17 protein-coding genes are annotated in these 18498 nt (G+C 48.5%); 3 read left to right on the forward strand and 14 right to left on the reverse strand.

What is annotated here, in order from left to right; genetic code table 11:
• Positions 1-49: 49 nt before the first annotated feature.
• From NtB2_RS07255 to NtB2_RS07290, 8 genes are all read right to left on the reverse strand, one after another.
• Entirely contained in the window at positions 50-1879 is a 1830-nt protein-coding gene (locus tag NtB2_RS07255) for a PTS mannitol transporter subunit IIBC (RefSeq protein WP_109246289.1), read from the reverse strand.
• Positions 1880-1988: 109 nt separating this feature from the next.
• A complete protein-coding gene (locus NtB2_RS07260) occupies positions 1989-2897 on the reverse strand; it encodes an RluA family pseudouridine synthase (RefSeq protein WP_109246290.1) in 909 nt (302 codons plus the stop codon).
• Positions 2890-3348, reverse strand: a complete 459-nt coding sequence (gene lspA, locus NtB2_RS07265; RefSeq protein WP_109246291.1) for a signal peptidase II — start codon at positions 3346-3348, stop codon at positions 2890-2892. Before lspA ends, NtB2_RS07260 begins: the two co-directional genes overlap by 8 nt.
• A 54-nt stretch (positions 3349-3402) precedes the next feature.
• Entirely contained in the window at positions 3403-4557 is a 1155-nt protein-coding gene (locus NtB2_RS07270) for a hypothetical protein (RefSeq protein WP_109246292.1), read from the reverse strand.
• Between the two features lie 101 nt (positions 4558-4658).
• Positions 4659-5651, reverse strand: coding sequence for a M48 family metalloprotease (locus tag NtB2_RS07275; protein ID WP_109246293.1), 993 nt, complete (start codon positions 5649-5651; stop codon positions 4659-4661).
• A gap of 151 nt (positions 5652-5802) precedes the next feature.
• A complete protein-coding gene (locus NtB2_RS07280; RefSeq protein ID WP_109246294.1) occupies positions 5803-6369 on the reverse strand; it encodes a LemA family protein in 567 nt (188 codons plus the stop codon).
• A 136-nt stretch (positions 6370-6505) separates the two neighbouring features.
• Positions 6506-7123 (reverse strand): DUF6287 domain-containing protein, encoded by a 618-nt coding sequence (locus tag NtB2_RS07285; RefSeq protein WP_109246295.1) that lies wholly within the window; start codon positions 7121-7123, stop codon positions 6506-6508.
• Between the two features lie 239 nt (positions 7124-7362).
• Positions 7363-8649 (reverse strand): MATE family efflux transporter, encoded by a 1287-nt coding sequence (locus NtB2_RS07290; protein WP_109246296.1) that lies wholly within the window; start codon positions 8647-8649, stop codon positions 7363-7365.
• A 144-nt stretch (positions 8650-8793) separates the two neighbouring features.
• On the opposite strand from NtB2_RS07290, the gene NtB2_RS07295 reads away from it, so the two are divergent.
• Genes NtB2_RS07295 through NtB2_RS07305 form a run of 3 tightly spaced genes read left to right on the forward strand, consistent with a single transcriptional unit; the run spans position 8794 to position 12360 of the window.
• Complete coding sequence (locus NtB2_RS07295; protein WP_109246297.1) at positions 8794-10317, forward strand: ABC transporter ATP-binding protein; 1524 nt, start codon at positions 8794-8796, stop codon at positions 10315-10317.
• Positions 10307-11407 carry an ABC transporter permease gene (locus NtB2_RS07300; RefSeq protein ID WP_109246298.1) on the forward strand — a complete coding sequence of 367 codons (1101 nt, stop codon included), beginning with the start codon at positions 10307-10309 and terminating at the stop codon, positions 11405-11407. The genes NtB2_RS07295 and NtB2_RS07300 overlap by 11 nt, the downstream gene beginning before the upstream one ends.
• Positions 11407-12360 carry an ABC transporter permease gene (locus NtB2_RS07305; protein ID WP_109246299.1) on the forward strand — a complete coding sequence of 318 codons (954 nt, stop codon included), beginning with the start codon at positions 11407-11409 and terminating at the stop codon, positions 12358-12360. Before NtB2_RS07300 ends, NtB2_RS07305 begins: the two co-directional genes overlap by 1 nt.
• Positions 12361-12392: 32 nt before the next feature.
• Here the strand turns inward: NtB2_RS07305 and NtB2_RS07310 are convergent, their stop codons facing one another.
• The 6 genes from NtB2_RS07310 to NtB2_RS07340 all read right to left on the reverse strand — a co-directional run bounded on the left by NtB2_RS07310 (position 12393) and on the right by NtB2_RS07340 (position 18471).
• The gene (locus tag NtB2_RS07310) at positions 12393-13190 is read right to left on the reverse strand and encodes an alpha/beta hydrolase (RefSeq protein WP_109246300.1); all 798 of its coding nucleotides are present in this window, start codon (positions 13188-13190) and stop codon (positions 12393-12395) included.
• Positions 13191-13272: 82 nt separating this feature from the next.
• Positions 13273-14256: an L-lactate dehydrogenase gene (locus NtB2_RS07315; protein ID WP_109246301.1), complete on the reverse strand. Its 984-nt coding sequence runs from the start codon at positions 14254-14256 to the stop codon at positions 13273-13275.
• Positions 14257-14564: 308 nt separating this feature from the next.
• On the reverse strand, positions 14565-14990 hold the full coding sequence (locus NtB2_RS07325) for a cupin domain-containing protein (protein ID WP_109246303.1): 426 nt from the start codon (positions 14988-14990) through the stop codon (positions 14565-14567).
• A gap of 119 nt (positions 14991-15109) precedes the next feature.
• The gene (rlmD, locus tag NtB2_RS07330) at positions 15110-16465 is read right to left on the reverse strand and encodes a 23S rRNA (uracil(1939)-C(5))-methyltransferase RlmD (protein ID WP_109246324.1); all 1356 of its coding nucleotides are present in this window, start codon (positions 16463-16465) and stop codon (positions 15110-15112) included.
• A gap of 55 nt (positions 16466-16520) precedes the next feature.
• Entirely contained in the window at positions 16521-17810 is a 1290-nt protein-coding gene (locus NtB2_RS07335) for a sensor histidine kinase (protein WP_109246304.1), read from the reverse strand.
• Complete coding sequence (locus tag NtB2_RS07340) at positions 17800-18471, reverse strand: response regulator transcription factor (RefSeq protein ID WP_109246305.1); 672 nt, start codon at positions 18469-18471, stop codon at positions 17800-17802. Before NtB2_RS07340 ends, NtB2_RS07335 begins: the two co-directional genes overlap by 11 nt.
• Positions 18472-18498 lie beyond the last annotated feature (27 nt).

Consider the following 18498-nt stretch of genomic DNA (forward strand, 5'->3'; position numbering starts at 1 on the left):
CAGTTACTTTTCATTTTATCAAAATTAAGCACTTTTTAGTTGTTTGCTTTTAGTTCTTGAGTCTGCCCACCATTTCTGTGAACTCAGGGGCAGTAATCAGGCTGTCGACAGAGAGATGTTGGGCGTTTGGAGCCACTTCTTCAGCCTTGGCTGTAAAGTCTTTTGTCGTCACAATCATAATGTTTGGAGCGTTGAAGCTGGCCAGACCGACAAATTCCACTTCAGAGACAGGAATCTTGATTTCTTGAACCTTGAAGATTTCGTTCATGGTTGCCTTACCCATGGTGGCTGAACCCATGTGGGCTGCATCGTGGGCAAAGACAACTTCGTCGATGGTGTTGAGGTCGATTTCCTTGTGGAAGTCTGTGCTTGAGCCAACGACAGCTGGAGCGGCTTCTGCTGATGGCGCTTCGCCTGTCAGCTTGTCGATGATTTCATCGTAGACTGGAGATGAGAGGAAGTTTGAGACTTCGTAGCGGACCGCACCAGGAGCCATGCCCGCCGCGCGTGCTGCAAGCTCATGTTGGGTCACGACGATGGTGTCAGCGCCAGCCTGAAGATTGGCAATGGCAACATTGGTCGTATCAATGCTTGCAGCAAGGCCGGCTTCTTTGACCTTGTTCCGGAGGATAGACGCCCCCATTGCTGATGAGCCCATCCCAGCATCACAGGCAAAGATGATATGTTTGATGCCTGCAAAGTCTGCATTTTCGTTGTTTGTTGTTGCGACAGCTTGGCCTTTTGAAGTGGCCTTTTCAGAGGCAACACCGGCTTGTGCTGCTTCAAATGTATCATCTGTCATCGATTTATCACGACGGAGAATGAAGGCCGCGACAAGGAAGGAAACAATGGCTGCGACAAGGATACCAGCCCAGACACAGAGAACATTAGCAAAACCACCGGCAGCCTTCCCTGAGGCCATCCCTGTGATGGCGATGATAGAGCCTGGAGAGGCAGGAGCTTGAAGGCCTGAGCCCAAGAGGTTGTTGGTCAGTGTACCAGAGACACCCCCAGCGATAACTGCAAAGAAGAGGGCTGGTTTCATCATGACATATGGGAAGTAGATTTCGTGAATCCCACCGATGAACTGGATGATCACAGCACCTGGTGCAGTTGCTTTTGCAGAACCCTTACCAAAGAACATGAAGGCAAGGAGGATACCAAGACCAGGTCCAGGGTTGGCTTCCAAGAGGAAGAGGAGGGACTTGCCGTGCTCAGCAGCCTGCTGGATACCAAGCGGAGAGAGAATCCCTTGGTTAATGGCGTTGTTCAGGAAAAGAATCTTAGCTGGCTCGATGAAGATATTGGCCAGTGGAATCAGGTGGGCAGAGACCAGGAAGTCAACGCCGTGGCCCATGACGTCTGTCAGCCATGCAACGACTGGTCCTACAACCTTGACCGCAAAGAGGGCCAGACCAAAACCTACAAGACCTGCTGAGAAGTTGTTGACCAACATCTCAAGACCTGCCTTAACCCTTGGCTGAATGACTTGGTCGATTTTCTTAATCACCCATCCGCCAAGAGGACCAAGAATCATGGCACCAAGAATCATAGGGACATTGGCCTTGCCGTTCAAGCCACCGACAGCTGAAGTCGCTGTAGCAAGAATCGCACCAAAGGTTGCCAAGGCACCAACGACACCACCACGGTGGTCATAGATGTTTTTACCACCCGTATAACCAATCATGACAGGGATAAGGTAGACCAGCATTGGTGTTACCATCGCCGCAAAGGTCGCATTTGGTGTAAAACCATCTGGGATAAAGAACATGGTCAGGACACCCCAGGCAATCAGGATAGGGATATTGGGCATGACCATATTTGAAAGTGCCGTTCCGAGCTTTTGGACACGGACTTTCAAGGATACAGATTCATTCATATTGAACTCCTTTAATATATAATTTCTTACACTCTTATTGTAAAGGCTTTCTTTTTAGAAGTAAATAAAAAAAATGACACAGATTTCTGTGTCATCCTTAATAATAGGACTAATCTAAATTTCTCAGTCCTTCTAATTGTTTCTCAAAAATCTCCGGCACATCCACCTGAAAGGCCATCTCCTCGCCCGTCGACGGGTGCACAAAGCCCAGTGTCTCCGCATGGAGGAACTGGCCAGCATTCGGCGTCAAGGTCTTGCGTGGTCCGTAGAGCGGGTCGCCCGCAAGCGGATGGCCAATATAGGCCATGTGGACCCGAATCTGGTGGGTCCGGCCGGTCTCGAGCTGGAGGGCGACCAGATTATAGCCGGATTCAAAGCGTTCTAAAACCTCAAAATGCGTGATGGCAGGCTTGCCATCAGCGACAACGGCCTGCTTCTTCCGGTCTTTTTTATTTCGACCGATAGGGGCCTCGATGGTCCCCTTGTCATTGGGGAGATTGCCGTGGACAATGGCCAAATAACGGCGCTGGTTGCTCTTGGCCTTGAGCTGACAAGCTAGAGCCTCATGGGCCATATCATTTTTGGCAATCATCAGAAGACCACTCGTATCCTTGTCAATCCGGTGGACGATGCCAGGCCTGATGACGCCATTAATAGAAGAAAGGTCTTTGACCTGATACATGAGGGCATTGACCAGGGTGCCTGAGGCGTGGCCAGCTGAAGGATGGACGACCATGCCCTGGGGCTTATTGACCACAGCGACGTCCGCATCCTGATAGACGATGTCGAGTGGAATATCCTCGGCCTGGATGTCGAGGACTTCTACTTCTGGCAGTTCATAGTCAATCTGGTCGTTTTCCTTGACGGCGTACTTGGCTTTCTTCTGCTCGCCGTTGACGAGTATCTTGCCTTCTTTGATGAGGTCATTGATAAGCGTCCGTGAGACCTCGCTCATATTGGCAACGGCCTTGTCCAGCCTCAGACCTGCATTTTCTTTATTGATGCTAATTTTAGGCATTCTTCTCTTCCTTATCTGCTAGAATGGCGATGAACAAGAGCACAAAGCCGATGGACAGGAGGCTGTCCGCAATATTAAAAATTGGGAAATTAATAAAAGTCGTCTGAAACATGTCAACCACAAAGCCCTGATGGGCCCGGTCGATGAAATTGCCCAGGGCTCCAGAGATAATCAGACTCAGGCCAATGAAATAAAAGGCAGAATCTAATTTTTTCCATAGAAAATAGCCCGCCACAATCACAACAATCGGCGTTAAAATCAGGAAGAACCACTGCTGGCCCTCAAAAGACGACCAGGCCGCCCCACGATTTTGCAGGTAGGTCAGCTCCATCAGACCCGGAATAAAAGGCTTGCTCCCCCCAAGCGGGATATTGGCAACAATCCAGCCCTTGAAAAGCTGGTCGGCCAAGAGGCCAGCGATGACGATAATGACGGCGATAAATTTCTTCATAGTTTTTATTTTACCATAAAAAAACAGACTCAAGGCCTGCTTTAAGATTCTATATTATTGGAATTGAACCGTGTTTCCCTTAGGAGTCGCTGTACTCCAGTTACCATTCAGGCCTGATACAGTCCCTGAGATGCGGAGTGGGTTTGGAGCAGATTTTCCAACGACAGCATTAGTACTGAAACCATCTGGGAAGACTGCACTAGTGATTGCCCCAAAGCTAGTGGCATTAGCAGTGTGTCTAACTCCGATGTTTGCAAAGCTTGAATCAGCATGGTCACCATTTTGTTTACCAACGGTTTGGACACGGGCGTAGACGGTTGTATTTGCCATTTTACTATTGATGCCTGAAGTGACCTTAGTACCATTGACATAGGCTGCATAAGCACCATTAGATTGCAATGTCAAAAGCAATGTATATGAAGTGCCGACTTTAGCTAAACCTGTGTGGGTATATTGATTGCCTGTTTCTGTTGCACTGCTCACGATGTTTTCAAGCAAGAAGGCCGGTTTGCCTGTATAAGGAGCAGCACCAGCAGCATCGTACTGGATCCCAAAGGTTACCCCTGCCTGAGCAGTGACAAACTCAATCTTACTGTGGAAGCCTTGACCTGTCCCGTTCAAAGAAACTTGTGCTGTGATGGCATATTCCGCTGCTGTATTTTTGATTGTGGCAGACCCTTGTGCTGGTGCTGATGGAGCGGAAGGAACGTTAGCGGTTCCTGCATCTGTCGCATACCAGGCAATTCCTTCATAGGTCCAGCCTTGACCCATCAAGACGCTTTTTTCATTGGCATTGGCAGTGTTGAGGTGGGCACCGATACCAGCCTTCGCATTGAACATCCGGTAGACAGGCACCTTACCTCCTGAATGAAAGGCCACACCCTCATAAGTCCAACCTTGTGATGAGAGCACCCTCTTTTCATTGAGGCCTGTTGTAAAGATATGTTCGCCTGATTTAGGATTATAGAGTCGATAGACATCTGGTCCTGTGCTTGGCTCATCAAAGGTAACATTATCCTGATGCCAATCTGCACTCAAGCCAGGCAAGGTCTTCCATTCGTTATAGCTTGAATAGAGATGCTCTCCTGTTCGAGAATTAAAATTCCGATAGACGGTGTCAGCCTTACTCGATTGAGCAAGAGCAAAACTCGCAACAAGGCTAGCCCCTGCGACAAGCCCCAAAACAAGTCCTTTTGATGTTTTTTTCATTAGATTCTCCAATCTATTTAATAACTTAATTATAGCATAAACCTTTGGAGAATAGCTAAACAGATAAAAAAAGCTAAGCAACATTGACTTGCTTAACTTTATCAAAGACTCGAATCATCTACCTGGGCCCCCATGGCCTTCAAAGCCGCCACCCGCTTCTTGGTCGAAGGGTGGCTGGACAAATCAAGACCAGCAAAGCTCGGATTATAGAAGGCCACCGGCCCAATTGTCTCGCCAAAGTTCTTGGCCTCAGATTTGGAGCCATAGTGGTCAGCCCCATTTTCCAGGGCAATCAGGGCCTGGGCAATTCCTGTCGGATTCCGGGTAAACTCAACGGCACTCGCATCGGCCCTCGACTCCCGCTCTCTTGACATGTAGGACTCGGCAATCTTAGACAAGAAGGGAGCCGCAATCAAGAAGATATAAGAGAGGACAATGATGACAATAGCGATAGGATTCGTCCCGTTTGAGTTGTTGCTATCGCTATTTCGTCTGCCGCCACCAAAGAAGAGCATCCGGCTGGCCATAGAGCCGATGATGGCTGTCGTTGAGGTCAAAGCGACAAGCTTTGTCATTGCCTGTGAGTCGCCGGTCTTGATATGACCAATTTCGTGAGCAATCACGCCCTCGAGCTCTTCACGGGTATTGAGCAAATCAAGCAGTTCTTCTGTCACGACGACCATGCTGTTGCCCTTGCTGTCAGCTGAAGCGTAGGCATTACAGACCCCTGAGCCACGGAGGATATAGACCCGGGGCTGCTGCTCAAGGGCAGCTGCAATGGCCATTTCTTCGACAATGTTTTTGAGTTGACCATTGGTCACTTCGACGGCATCCCCAGCCGGTGCAGAGAGCAAAATCCGCTCAGCTGAGCCAGAGACGACCGCCATGATAATCAGTGCGACGACCAGGCCGATGCCTGCAAAGACCAGCATTTCCTGGGCCAGCTGGGCATTGCTCACCCGAGTCGACAGGCCAAAGACCACACCGATAGCGATAACCAAGACCCAGATAATGGCAAAGTTGATGAACCAGGCCACTCTGATGCCTTGCTCCAGCCGTTTTATTTCAGAACGAAAGTCAGTTCTTTTAGCCATAAAGCTCCTTTCTTAATAACGAATGTGGAAAGCTATGCTTTCCTTATCCGTCACCCTTTTTTTGACTTTTGGGCTTCAATGCTCCCTTTGGTCACATTGCAGCCTCAAAAGTCTTAACAAAAAAGCCACGTTTCCCGCAGCCTTTTCTCACTTAGAAGCTTACTTTAGGTGCTTCTTTAGCCGCTTCATTTTCTACTTCAAACATGGTCTTCTTGTGGTAGCCAAACATGCCGGCAATCAGGACGGTCGGGAAGACCTCGATGCCGTTGTTGTAGCTCATGACTGAGTCATTGTAAGCTTGACGGGCATAGGCGACCTTGTTTTCAGTTGAAGTCAATTCTTCTTGAAGGCTCAGGAAGTTTTGGTTGGCCTTGAGGTCTGGGTATTGCTCAGCTACAGCGTTAATAGCAAGGCGGGCTTGTCCCATGGTATCTTGGGCCGCAGCAACGTCTTGAGCAGAACCGGTCTGGATGGCCTTGCTTGCTGCTGCACGGGCTTCTGTGACCTTGCTAAAGACCGCATCTTCGTGCTTGGCATAGCCCTTGACCGTCTCTACCAGATTTGGAATCAAGTCATAACGACGCTGGAGCTGGGTAGAGATCTGTGCAAAGGCATTGTCAACACCATTTGACAGGCGGACAAGATTATTACGTCCTCCGATGAAGAGCCAAAGGACAAAGATAACGATGATGGCAATGATAACGAGTAAGATAATCATGGGTTTCCTCACTTTCTTTCAATAACTATTATAGCATAGATGGCTAGCTTTTCTTAGAGATTTCTTGTTGGAAAGCTATTTTTACTTAATCACTGGATTTCAAAGCTCATAAAAAGCCCTGAATCTCTTCAAGCCTTTAATCGCGATAATAGACATCGTCATTCATGTCAGAATCAATGTTTTGACCCACAGCAACCCAAATCCGTTCCCGGCTACTGTCAGAAGCCTTACTCACTTGACGGTCAATATTAGAGACGACTCCGGCCTTAGCAAAAGTTACCATGAAACCAGCAGTGGCCACAGCACCATCTAAGGCAAGCTCACCTTCTTTCCTTTGACTCGGAGTCAGATAGCGACTATAGGCAGGCTGGGAATTGCCAAAGACTTCAATCTCTTGAGGCTCTCCTTGATCATTGTTCAAGCTTGGAATGTTCAAGCTGAGACCGCTGACTAGCGCAGAGCCTAGCTCTTGATTGATGCGTGATATTTCCATTTGATTGCCTGAAATCACGAGACGGTCTCCCTGGCTATTTTCCCAGATGCCTTGGATACTTGCAAAGTTTCCGGCTTGAAGCTGGTCAAAGTTCATGGCTACTGGTGCTTGTTCTGGCTCGTCAAGCTCTTGAGGATTAGCATTCTCTCCCGCTTCATCTCCTTCTTCGACTGGCCTTGCCTCTTCAGAGGGCTGAGAGGCAGTCTGGGATTGCTTTGCTGCTGGATTGTTCTGTGAATCAGCTTCCTTGTTAGGTTTCATAAAGACATATCCTAAGAGCAACAGAGCTACTAAAACAGGGATCCCTACCGGCAACCAAGGCCAAAGCTTTCTTTTTTTCCTGTCATGGGCATGTTTATGTTTTACATTTTCTCTTTTCCTTTTCATCTGGGACACCTTTCTGATCTAAAGCATTTATTTGACTCTTCTAGGCTGACCTCTTCTTATCTTAAGTATATCAAGCAAAGGCATTCCCATGAAGCAAAATAAAAAACTCTAAATTATTTTAGAGCCTTCTGGAAACGCCATTTTAAGAAAATAAATCGAAAGAGATTATCCGCAATCACAGCCAACCAAACCCCTTCCAGGCCAAGCCCAAGCAAATGCCCAAAGACAAAGCCAAGCACGACCCGGACAATCAGCATACCGACCGAGGTCGCTAAAAATGGCAGTCGGGTATTCCCCACACTCTGATGGGCGGCCGTGTAAATCAGCGTGCCGGCTGTAAAAATCGTCGCCAGTAATGAAAAGAGAATCACCGTATGATTAGCCGAAAGAGCCACAGCATCCTTCGTAAAGAGACGGCCAAGGGCATCGCTGGCCAATAAGATGACAGCCCCAACAAGAACCATCATCAAGGCTGTCAACCAATAGCTCTTCCGTACAATCGCCTTCAAACCCTCAGGGTCCTGCTGGCCAAAGGCAGACGCCCCTAGAATAACGGTCGCCGTCGCCATCCCAAAGCCTGGCATATAATTAAACTGTGTGATGTTTTCGCCGATAGCATTGCCGGCATAGATCTTGGCCCCAAAACTGATGATTAAGGCAATCACAATCAAATCGCCAAAACGCATGACCAGGCGTTCAGCTGTCGCCGGCCCACTCAGATGGAGGAGCTCCCGGGAGATTTTTTGTTTCCAAAAATGGAAACTCACATCAATCTGAGCAGATCGACATTTATTATATAGAAAGAAGGCACCAATAGCCCGGGCTAAAACTGTGCCCAGCCCCGCCCCAATAACGCCCCAGTGGAGGCCAAAAATAAAGAGGCCGGCGAAAATAATATTCAGGCCATTGGCGTAAAAGCTCGCCATCATCGGCGTTTTCGTGTCGCCACTAGCCCGGAGAAATGCTCCGTAGACGGTCATCAGGGCTAGAAATAACATAAAGCCACCGACCAGCATCAGGTAGACCCGAGCCTCGCCAGCCATTGTTCCCCTAGCTCCGAGGAGGGTCGTCATGGCCCTAGCTCCAATAATGGAAATCAAGCCTAAGAAAATCCCAACCAGCCAAATCAGCTTCTGACTCGAAGCCAAAAGCCCAGTCGCTTCTCCCGTCTCCTTCTCCCTTGCCCAGGCCCTCGCCAAAAGGCTAGAAATCACAGTCCCAATCGCCACAAAGACCGCCTGGTAAACCGTCAAGATATTCCCAGCCAAGGCAACACCTGCCACGGCCGATAGGCTGATTCTCGCCACCAAAAAAGTATCCATCAATGTCATAAGCATCTGAAGGAAGTTTTCAACGACGGCGGGGAGGGCGAATTTAAGGATAGATTTAGTTGAGGCCATTAAATTATTATAACATTTATTAAAAAGGAAAAAAGTCTATAAATATTATGTAAACACTTACAGCTAGCGTTGTCAAAAATCTTCTTATTTTGGTATAATAAAAGCATATTGTTTTTGTAATTATTCTTATATAAAGGAGCCAAAATGGCCACAGAAAACGTCATTCAAATGATTGATGTCACCAAGATTTTTGGTGAATTTGTCGCTAACGACAAGATCAATCTTGAGTTGAAAAAGGGCGAGATTCACGCCCTTTTAGGTGAAAATGGTGCCGGTAAATCAACCCTGATGAACATGCTCTCAGGTCTTCTTGAGCCGACATCTGGTGAAATCCATGTCAATGGCAAGCTGGAAAAGATTGATTCTCCATCTAAAGCGGCCAAGCTTGGTATCGGGATGGTCCACCAGCACTTCATGCTGGTAGATGCCTTTACGGTAGCTGAAAACATCATCCTTGGCTCTGAGACCACTAAAGGCCTCAAGCTGGATATGGCGACTGCCAAAAAGCAAATCATGGAACTCTCTGAGAAATACGGTCTTGCAGTTGACCTCGACGCCTTGGTCCGTGATATCTCCGTCGGTCAACAACAACGGGTCGAAATCCTCAAGACCCTCTATCGTGGCGCTGACATCCTCATTTTTGATGAGCCGACTGCCGTCTTGACCCCAAGCGAAATCACAGAACTCATGCAAATCATGAAGAACCTAATCGCTGAAGGCAAGTCTATCATCCTGATTACCCACAAGCTGGATGAAATCCGGGCGGTCGCTGACCGTATCACAGTCATCCGTCGTGGTGTCTCTATCGAGACCGTCGAGCTTGGTGACAAGACGAACCAAGAGCTGGCTGAAATGATGGTCGGCCACTCGGTCAGCTTTGTCACTGAAAAAGAGCCAGCCAAGCCTACTGATGTCGTCCTGGACGTCAAGAACATCGTCGTCCACGAAAAACGTGGGGCTGAAGCTGTCAAAGGCCTCTCTCTCCAGGTCCGTGCTGGCGAAATTGTCGGTATTGCCGGGATTGATGGCAACGGCCAAACTGAACTCATCCGTGCCATCACGGGTCTCCAAAAGGTCGAATCCGGCAGTATCATGCTCAAGGGCAAAGACATTACCAATCAACGCCCTCGGAAAATCACTGAGCAGGCCGTCAGCCACGTCCCTGAAGACCGTCACCGTGATGGCTTGGTCCTCCAGATGACCGTCGCTGAAAACATCGCCCTCCAGACTTACTATAAAGAGCCAATGAGCAAGTACGGCTTCCTCAACTACAACAACATCAACTCACACGCCCGTGAGCTCATGGAAGAATTTGACGTCCGGGGTGCTGGTGAGCTGGTCCCTGCTTCTGCTCTGTCAGGTGGGAATCAGCAAAAGGCCATCATCGCCCGTGAAATCGACCGTAACCCTGACCTCCTCATCGTCAGCCAGCCTACCCGGGGGCTTGACGTGGGTGCGATTGAGTACATTCACAAGCGTCTGGTCCAAGCCCGTGACGAAGGCCGTGCGGTCCTCGTCGTCAGCTTTGAGCTGGATGAAATTCTCAATGTCTCAGACCGGATTCTTGTCATCCACGATGGCAAGATTCAAGGCGAAGTCACACCTGAGACAACCAACAAACAAGAACTTGGAGTACTCATGGTAGGAGGTAATATAAATGAGCACTAATACGAAAAAAATATTAGTTCCTATCATCGCCGTCATCGCCGGCTTTGTCCTAGGAGCGATTGTCATGCTGGCCTTTGGCTTCAATCCGATTTACGGCTATGAAGACCTCTTCATCTCAGCACTCGGAACACCTCGGGCCATCGGTGAAACCCTTCAAACTGCAGGTCCCTTGATTTTGACAGCCCTCGCCTTTGCGATTTCTATGAAGGCCGGCCTCTTCAACATCGGGATGTCTGGCCAGGCCCTGGCTGGCTGGGTGACTTCCATGTGGTTTGCCCTGAGCTTCCCTGATATTCCCCGGCTCCTCATGATTCCTTTGGTTATTATTATCGGGATGATTGCCGGTGGTCTGATGGGCTTTATTCCTGGGATTCTCCGTGCCATGCTCGGAACCTCTGAGGTCATCGTGACGATCATGCTGAACTACATCATCTTGTTCTTCTCGACCTTTATGATTCACAGCATGTTCCAGAAATCGATTTTGAACCCGACATCGAGCGACCAAACCATGCAAGTAGGAAGCAATGCGAGCTTCCGGACCGAATGGCTGGGTGCCCTCACAGATAACTCAACCTTGAATATCGGTATTTTCATTGCTATTATCGTTCTGATTATCGTTGCTGTTATCTTTTCAAAGACCAGTCTTGGTTTTGAGATTAAGGCCGTTGGTCTTAATCCTGATGCTTCTGAGTACGCTGGGATTTCTTCAAAATCAACCATCATCAACTCAATGATTATCGCAGGTGCCATCGCTGGTATCGGCGGGGTGGTCTACGGCTTTGGTTACTTCCAAAACTTCGTGGCTCAGGGGACAACGCTTGACATTGGTTTCAACGGGATGGCCGTTGCCCTGCTTGGAGAAAACAATCCTGTCGGCATCCTCTTTGCCGCCCTGCTCTTCTCTATCCTGCAGACCGGTGCTTCTGGTATGAACAACATCGACCAGATTCCAACACAAATCGTGCAGATCGTCTCTGCATCTATCATCTTCTTCATTGCCATCAAGTTTGTCATCGAATACTTGTTGCCAAAGGCAAGAGAGAAGAAAGCTAAAGAAGTCAAACAAATGAAAGATAAGGAGGTGGCCTAATGAACATCGTCAACATGCTTCAAATCATCGTGTCCAACATGCTGATTTACTCAACACCTTTTATCTTTACCAGTATCGGTGGGGTCTTCTCTGAACGTGGCGGGATCGTCAATGTCGGTCTTGAAGGCATCATGACCATGGGGGCATTTAGCTCAGTGGTCTTCAACCTGACTTTTGCGGGAAGCTTTGGGGCAGCGACCCCTTGGCTCTCTGTCATCTTCGGTGCCCTTATCGGTGGGATTTTCTCACTCCTCCATGCTGTGGCGACCATCAACTTCCGGGCCGACCACATCATCTCAGGGACCGTGCTCAACCTGATGGCTCCTGCCCTGGGTGTCTTCCTTCTCCAGGTCATTTACAATCAAGGCCAGGTCAATATCAACACACAGATTGGCTACTGGAACTTCCCAGGCTTGACCCATATCCCTGTGATTGGTAAAATCTTCTTTACCCAGACCTCACTGCCTGCATTCCTTGCGATTATCGTCGCGATTCTCTCATGGTGGATTCTCTTTAAGACCAAGTTTGGCCTGCGTCTGCGTTCTGTCGGGGAAAACCCACAGGCTGCAGATACGCTCGGAATCAACGTCTACCTCTACCGCTACATGGGTGTCATCATCTCTGGTATCCTCGGTGGTATCGGTGGTGCCTTCTTCGCCCAGGCGATTTCAGGAAACTTCGCCGTGACGACCATCGCTGGTCAAGGTTTCATCTCACTGGCCGCCATGATCTTCGGGAAATGGAATCCGATTGGAGCCCTGCTTGCATCCCTCCTCTTTGGACTTTCTACCTCTCTGGCCGTTGTCTCTGCACAGATTCCTGGGGTTAATCACATCCCTTCTACATTCTTGCAGATGCTGCCTTATATCATCACCATCGTCGTGCTTGCCGCCTTCCTCGGAAAGGCTGTGGCGCCTAAGGCTGATGGGATTAACTACATTAAATCTAAATAGCCTAAAAAAAAAGCCTGGATGATCAGGCTTTTTTATTTTTGCTTTGAAAAATAATGTTTACGGGCATAAAGATAAGCTTCAACCAATCCCTGAACTGCCTCTTCTCCCACCGCTGTAGCCGTCCTATCAAAACCGTGATAGCAGCCCTTATAGACATCTATCTTGGCAGAGACCCCTGCCTTTTTTAATTTCTCGATATAAGCTATGGTCTCATCATGAAAGATTTCTAGGTCACCTACAAAAGTATAAGTTGGAGGGAGGCCTTTGAAATCCTCTTCACGGGCAGGCGCGGCATAGCTTGTTGCCTCTTTCAGATCGCCTAGGTACATCCGCCAAGCAATCTCATTCATCTTGGGGTTCCAGGCGGGGTCCTTACTCATCTTAGCGGAGGCTGTCTCCATGCGATCATCTAGCATCGGATAAAGCGGTGTTTGAAAGGCAATATTGATTTCACCCTTATCCCGGGCATAAAGACTTAGTGAGGCCGCGAGACCACCACCTGCACTGTCTCCACCGACAAAAATCTGCTCTCTCCGGATGCCTAAGTCATCCGCCTCTTGAAACAGCCAATAAAGACTGGCATAGGCATCTTCAAGGGCAGCAGGATATGGCTTCTCCGTTGATAGGCTATAGTCAGGCGCAATCATAATACAGGGGCTTGCAGCGATCAATCGCTCTGCATAAAAACCGGCCATCTCTGGACTGCCCATGGCGTAGCCACCACCGTGAAACCAGAGGTAGGCAGGAAGCTTTTCGCTAGTTTTCTTACCTTTGAAAATAAGAAGCCTAAGTTTTCTTCCATCAGAGCCTTTAATATAGCGCTCTTCCATACTCTTCCTTGGCCACAATTGCCTCTATTCAGCGTTTCAATAAAAAAAGCCACCATCTGGCAAGCTTTTCATTAAAGTCTTATTACTTCACTGCAGCTGCAATTTCAGGATCTTCAAAGGCATCTTTGATGATGGCTTTGAGTTGTTCGCCTGAAGCCTGCATTTTTTGCATTTCAGCATCTGACAATGGGATGTTGATGGCTGAGAGGACACCGCCAGCACCTACGATAGCAGGTTGACCGATGTAGCAGTCGTCAAGGCCGTATTGACCTTCTTGGAAGACTGATACAGGAAGGACAGCACGTTCATTATCAAGGATGGCTTTAGTGATACGGGCAAGGGCTGCGGCGATACCGTAGAATGTCGCACCCTTCTTTTCGATGATGCTGTAAGCTGCGTCACGCACGCCTTCGAAAAGTTCAACGATTTCTGATTCGTTGAGGTATTGGTTTTCCTTGAACCATTGTTCAAGCTTGATACCAGCGATGTTTGCGTGGCTCCATACGGCAAACTCAGAGTCACCGTGTTCACCCATGATGTAGGCATGGACGCTACGAGCATCGACATCAAGTTTTTCAGCAAGGGCTTGACGGAAACGTGCTGAGTCAAGTGAAGTACCTGAACCAACGACACGGTTACGTGGGAAGCCAGAGAATTTCCAAGTTGAGTAAGTCAAGATATCAACTGGGTTGGCAGCAACAAGGAAGACACCGTCGAAACCTGAAGCAACAACTTGAGTGACGATGTCACGGTTGATGCGGAGGTTTTTACCCACGAGGTCCAGACGAGTTTCACCTGGTTTTTGTGGGGCACCAGCAGTGATAACAACGATGTCAGCATCTTTACAGTCAGAGTAGTCTGCTGCGTAGATCTTCATTGGCGAGTTAAAGGCAAGGGCGTGGCTGAGGTCTTCAGCATCCCCTTCTGCTTTTGCACGAAGGGCTGGAATTTCGATGATTCCGAGTTCTTGTGCAATTCCTTGGTTTACCATTGCGAATGCGTATGATGAGCCGACAGCACCGTCACCGACGAGGATAACTTTACGATGTTCTTTGTTTGCCATTATATTATATCTCTCCTTATTGATAGGTATGGTATTTTTAATCCATTGTCTATTATATCACATAGTCAAGGCTTTGTCATGCTAAAAGTGAAAGATTTCACAGAAAATTTAATCTTTGTATTTTTTGGAGAGTCGCTAGAGAAAAGTCGGAGTATGGTCGTGGGGGAGGTGAGCGAAGGCTCCGGCTTCCGTCGTTAATTTTTGAGTCCTAAAGGTCTCAAGAATTACCTTAGACTAAGGTTCAAAATTTTAAGCTTCTTCTTCAATAAAAAAGAACCTAGACAAAAGTCCAAATTCTCTTTTTATAAGAACTAATCCTCATTAGGATCATTCCGAGCATCTTCTTGAGTCCTATGCAGGGTCCCCGGCAGATGGTCCTTCGGCCCATAAATCGTATAAAGCTTCATCGGCTCATCTCCGATATTCGTGATGTTGTGCCAGGCTCCAGCAGGCACAAAGACCGCCTCATCGGCCTCCACTTCTTGGACAAATTCAAGCTGGTCCTCTGCCTGCCCCATCTCTACCTTACCACGGCCTTGCTCAATCCGGATAAATTGGTCATTATGCTGATGTTGCTCCAAGCCAATATCTCCGCCGACAGGGATAGCCATGACCGTCATCTGCAGGTGTTCGCCGGTCCATTTTGTGGTCCGGAAGTTTTCGTTTTCTAGCGTCAAGGCCTCAATGTTGACCACATAAGGCTTTGGCCCATAATCTTTTTCGTCAAAATTTGTCATCGTGATTAGCTCCTTTATAGGTTATTCTTATTTTATTATAACAAGATTCTTATTTTCTCCCTAATGAAATCCGATTTGGGAGAACTAAAAAAGCCTGACAAGGTCAGACTTCATTCTCATTATTTCTTCCTCAACAAGCCCACACACTCCACATGATGGGTCTGCGGGAAGAGGTCGACCGGCCGGAGCTTTTCGAGCTCATAGCCCCGCTCTTCAAAACGTTTGACGTCCCGTGCGAAGGTCGAGGGATTGCAGGAGATATAGACGATGTTTCTCGCCTGGGTCTGGCTGGAGGCTTCAATAAAGCTTTCATCCAGGCCTTTTCTAGGCGGGTCAACAAAGATCACGTCAGGCTTGATCCCAGCCTCCAGCCATTTTGGCATGACCTCTTCAGCCTTGCCCAGCTCGTAGTGAGCGTTCTCGATGTTATTAAGTTTGGCGTTATTTTTAGCATTGAAGACGGCGTCTTCGACGACTTCCATACCGTAAACCGCCTTTACCCGGTCAGCGATGGCGAGACCGACCGTTCCGATACCGGAATAGGCATCAATAATAGTGTCAGACTCCTTTAATTCTGCAAAGTCATAAGCCGTCTGATAGAGCTTTTCAGCCTGGGCCGTATTGACCTGGTAGAAGCTGGCAGGACCGATTTCAAAGGATTTGTCAAGCATGCTGTCAGTGATGGTCTTCTTGCCTGCCAGGAGCTTGAAATCTTGTGAAAGGATAGCATTGCCCGTCGATTTATTGATGTTCAGATAAATGGATTCCAAATCTGGAAATGCAGTCTTAATCTGCTCAATCATCGCTTCTGGAAGCTTGTCATTCATGTCGACAATGATCAGCATAAGCTCGCCCGAATAATGGCCCCGACGGACAACCAAATTGCGGACAAGGCCACGACGGCTCTCTTCATCGAAGGCAGAAAGGCCAAAATCCCGCATGGCATCCCGGACATAGGCAATCAGCTCATCAATCCTAGGCTCCTGGATATAAAAGTCCTCAATCGGAACCAGCTGATGTGAATGCTTGCGGAAGAAGCCGGTCTCAAGCAGGCCGCCAACCCGTCGGACAGGGACAGACGCCTTGTTCCGATAATGGAGGGGTTCGTCTGCTCCTAGCGTTTTCATTACTGGAAAGTTGGCCTTACCCGCCACCTTTCTCAGATTTTCACTGACCTGCAACCGTTTGAAGGTCAGCTGGGCAGGGTATTTGAGATGGCCCAAATCGGCAATCCCAGTGCGGAGATAGTCGATGTTCAGCCCCGTCTCACGGTCATCAGAGCTCTCGATAATCCTGAGATTTCGCCCAAAGCCAAAATGCTTGCCCAGCTTTGTAATCCGGACTTCTACCCGCTCGCCAGGCAGGGCATTGTCGACAAAGAGCGGATATCCGTCGACCTTTACCACACCTTGTCCTTCATGGGTCAAGCCTGTGACTTCCCCCTCGATGGCCATGTTCTTTTTAAGTTCGTTCATAGCCTTCATTATACCACGTTTTCTGACTTATTAAAAAAGGCGTCCCCGCCTTTCTTTAGAATAAAATATGGAAGACACTCCCGCCTTCGGGATTATCGGTAACCAGCAGTCTCAGACCATTTTTCTTGGCATACTGCTCAGCAATCGCAAGGCCGAGGCCTGTGCCTTCAGTCTCGCTCCGAGATTTATCGACCCGGTAAAAGCGGTCAAAAATCTTGAGCTTCTCTTCATCTGGAATCCCTGCGCCCCGGTCAATGACCTGGATTTCCTTGGCATTATATTTCAAGATAATCTTATCGTCATCAGCAGAATAAAGCCCAGCATTTTCAAGGAAGATGGTCAAAATCTCCTGGAGGGCCAAGGGATCCGTCGTGACGGTCGCTCCTGGCTCCTCACCTTCAATCAAGAGCTCTTGCTTGAGGACCTTAGAAAGCCGGCGGTTGACCATCTCGACCAGGTCGCTCAACTTGACTGCTTCCTTCTTAGGGTCCTTCTGCTCATTTCTCGATAGGCTCAAGAGAGCCTCAATCAGGGTCTTCAGCCGGTCTGCCTCAGCACCCAGATAATCAAGCGACTCATCCACAATCTCTGGATGGTCGTGCCAACGGCGTTTCAGGAGGTTGACGTGGCCAGAAATCGCTGTAACAGGCGTTCTCAGCTCATGTGAGGCATCGGAGACAAACTGGGCCTCCTGGTCAATTTTCATGTTCAGCCGATGAATCAGCTGGTTAAAGTTAATCGCCAGGTCTCTGACTTCGGTCGGATTTTCAGGAACCAGCAGGTCCATGTCGCTATTTTTAACAGCTGAGGCCAACTCTGTAATCGGCTGGCTGAGGCGTTTAGAATAACGGCGAATGAGAATCAAGCCCAGGAAATAAGTCAAAAGGACAATCCCAATCATAATCGACAGCATGACCATGCCATTTCTGATGAGGACGGCGTCAGACAGCCAGACCTCAAAGGTCGTCCCGTCTTTTTTCATCTTGACGTAGTCAAAGACACCGGCCCGAGAGACCATCAGCTGGCCAATCCGGAAGCTCTCCTTGCTCAAAAATTCCGTCGTCCCACGACTGGTAACCCTATCCCCATCCGGCATGGTAATCCGGATAAAATTGGTCTGTTCATCAAAGCCGTCAAGGGTCTTAAACTCCATGTTTTCCAGCTCATTTTCGTCATAGCGTTGCATGGCTGACATGAGACCATGGGCCTCTGATTGGCCGACCAGGACAATGTTATAGCTAACGACAGCGATAATATTGAGCAAGGCCATCAACAAAACAATCCGCCGGAAGATCCTGCGGATAAGTTGTTCGCTTGTCCTTGCTTTTGTCTTTTTATTGTTCATCTTCTTTTAACCTATAACCCATGCCTCTGACCGTCTCAATCAGCTCCTGGCCGAGCTTAGTTCTGAGATAGCGGACATAGGTGTCGACTGTATTGACCCGGCCTGCAAAACTCATCCCCCAGACCTCGTCAAGAATATCGTCACGAGAGACAGCCTTGCCTTGATTTTCAAAGAAATAAAGGAGGAGGCTATACTCACGCTGTGTCAGGGAAACGTCTTGGCCGTCAAGCAGGACCCGGTGGGAGAGGCTGTCCAGCTCAAGATTGCCCAGCTTAAAGGTCTGTGGCTTGGTCTGCTTTCTGAAGGCCAAGCGGAGGCGAGCCAAGAGCTCCTCAATCTCGAAAGGCTTGGTCAGATAGTCATCTGCCCCGGCGTCTAGGCCTGCGACCGCGTCGCCCACATAATCCCGGGCCGTCACAAAGATGACCGGGACCAGGGGATTGATTTTTTTAATTCGTCGCAAAACTTCTAGACCATCTAATTTTGGCAACATCCAGTCCAGGAGGACGATGTCCAGGTTCTTCTGCTCGTTTTCAAAGATAGAGACCGCTTCAAGACCATCATGGGCCTGGAGGACATCAAAGTCCTCAAAAGACAGCTCTTTTGCGATGTAGTCTGAGATGCTGAGTTCATCCTCTACAATCAATATCTGTTTTTTCATAGTCCTATTATACCCCACATTAAGCTT

The sequence above is a fragment of the Lactococcus termiticola genome (assembly GCF_003116835.1).
Classification (GTDB): Bacteria; Bacillota; Bacilli; order Lactobacillales; family Streptococcaceae; genus Lactococcus; species Lactococcus termiticola.

Coding starts and splice junctions, on each gene's coding strand:
- NtB2_RS07255 (WP_109246289.1), bottom strand. CDS start 1,879: ATGAATGAATCTGTATCCTTGAAAGTCCGTGTCCAAAAGCTCGGAACG.
- NtB2_RS07260 (WP_109246290.1), bottom strand. CDS start 2,897: ATGCCTAAAATTAGCATCAATAAAGAAAATGCAGGTCTGAGGCTGGAC.
- lspA (WP_109246291.1), bottom strand. CDS start 3,348: ATGAAGAAATTTATCGCCGTCATTATCGTCATCGCTGGCCTCTTGGCC.
- NtB2_RS07270 (WP_109246292.1), bottom strand. CDS start 4,557: ATGAAAAAAACATCAAAAGGACTTGTTTTGGGGCTTGTCGCAGGGGCT.
- NtB2_RS07275 (WP_109246293.1), bottom strand. CDS start 5,651: ATGGCTAAAAGAACTGACTTTCGTTCTGAAATAAAACGGCTGGAGCAA.
- NtB2_RS07280 (WP_109246294.1), bottom strand. CDS start 6,369: ATGATTATCTTACTCGTTATCATTGCCATCATCGTTATCTTTGTCCTT.
- NtB2_RS07285 (WP_109246295.1), bottom strand. CDS start 7,123: ATGAAACCTAACAAGGAAGCTGATTCACAGAACAATCCAGCAGCAAAG.
- NtB2_RS07290 (WP_109246296.1), bottom strand. CDS start 8,649: ATGGCCTCAACTAAATCTATCCTTAAATTCGCCCTCCCCGCCGTCGTT.
- NtB2_RS07295 (WP_109246297.1), top strand. CDS start 8,794: ATGGCCACAGAAAACGTCATTCAAATGATTGATGTCACCAAGATTTTT.
- NtB2_RS07300 (WP_109246298.1), top strand. CDS start 10,307: ATGAGCACTAATACGAAAAAAATATTAGTTCCTATCATCGCCGTCATC.
- NtB2_RS07305 (WP_109246299.1), top strand. CDS start 11,407: ATGAACATCGTCAACATGCTTCAAATCATCGTGTCCAACATGCTGATT.
- NtB2_RS07310 (WP_109246300.1), bottom strand. CDS start 13,190: ATGGAAGAGCGCTATATTAAAGGCTCTGATGGAAGAAAACTTAGGCTT.
- NtB2_RS07325 (WP_109246303.1), bottom strand. CDS start 14,990: ATGACAAATTTTGACGAAAAAGATTATGGGCCAAAGCCTTATGTGGTC.
- rlmD (WP_109246324.1), bottom strand. CDS start 16,465: ATGAACGAACTTAAAAAGAACATGGCCATCGAGGGGGAAGTCACAGGC.
- NtB2_RS07335 (WP_109246304.1), bottom strand. CDS start 17,810: ATGAACAATAAAAAGACAAAAGCAAGGACAAGCGAACAACTTATCCGC.
- NtB2_RS07340 (WP_109246305.1), bottom strand. CDS start 18,471: ATGAAAAAACAGATATTGATTGTAGAGGATGAACTCAGCATCTCAGAC.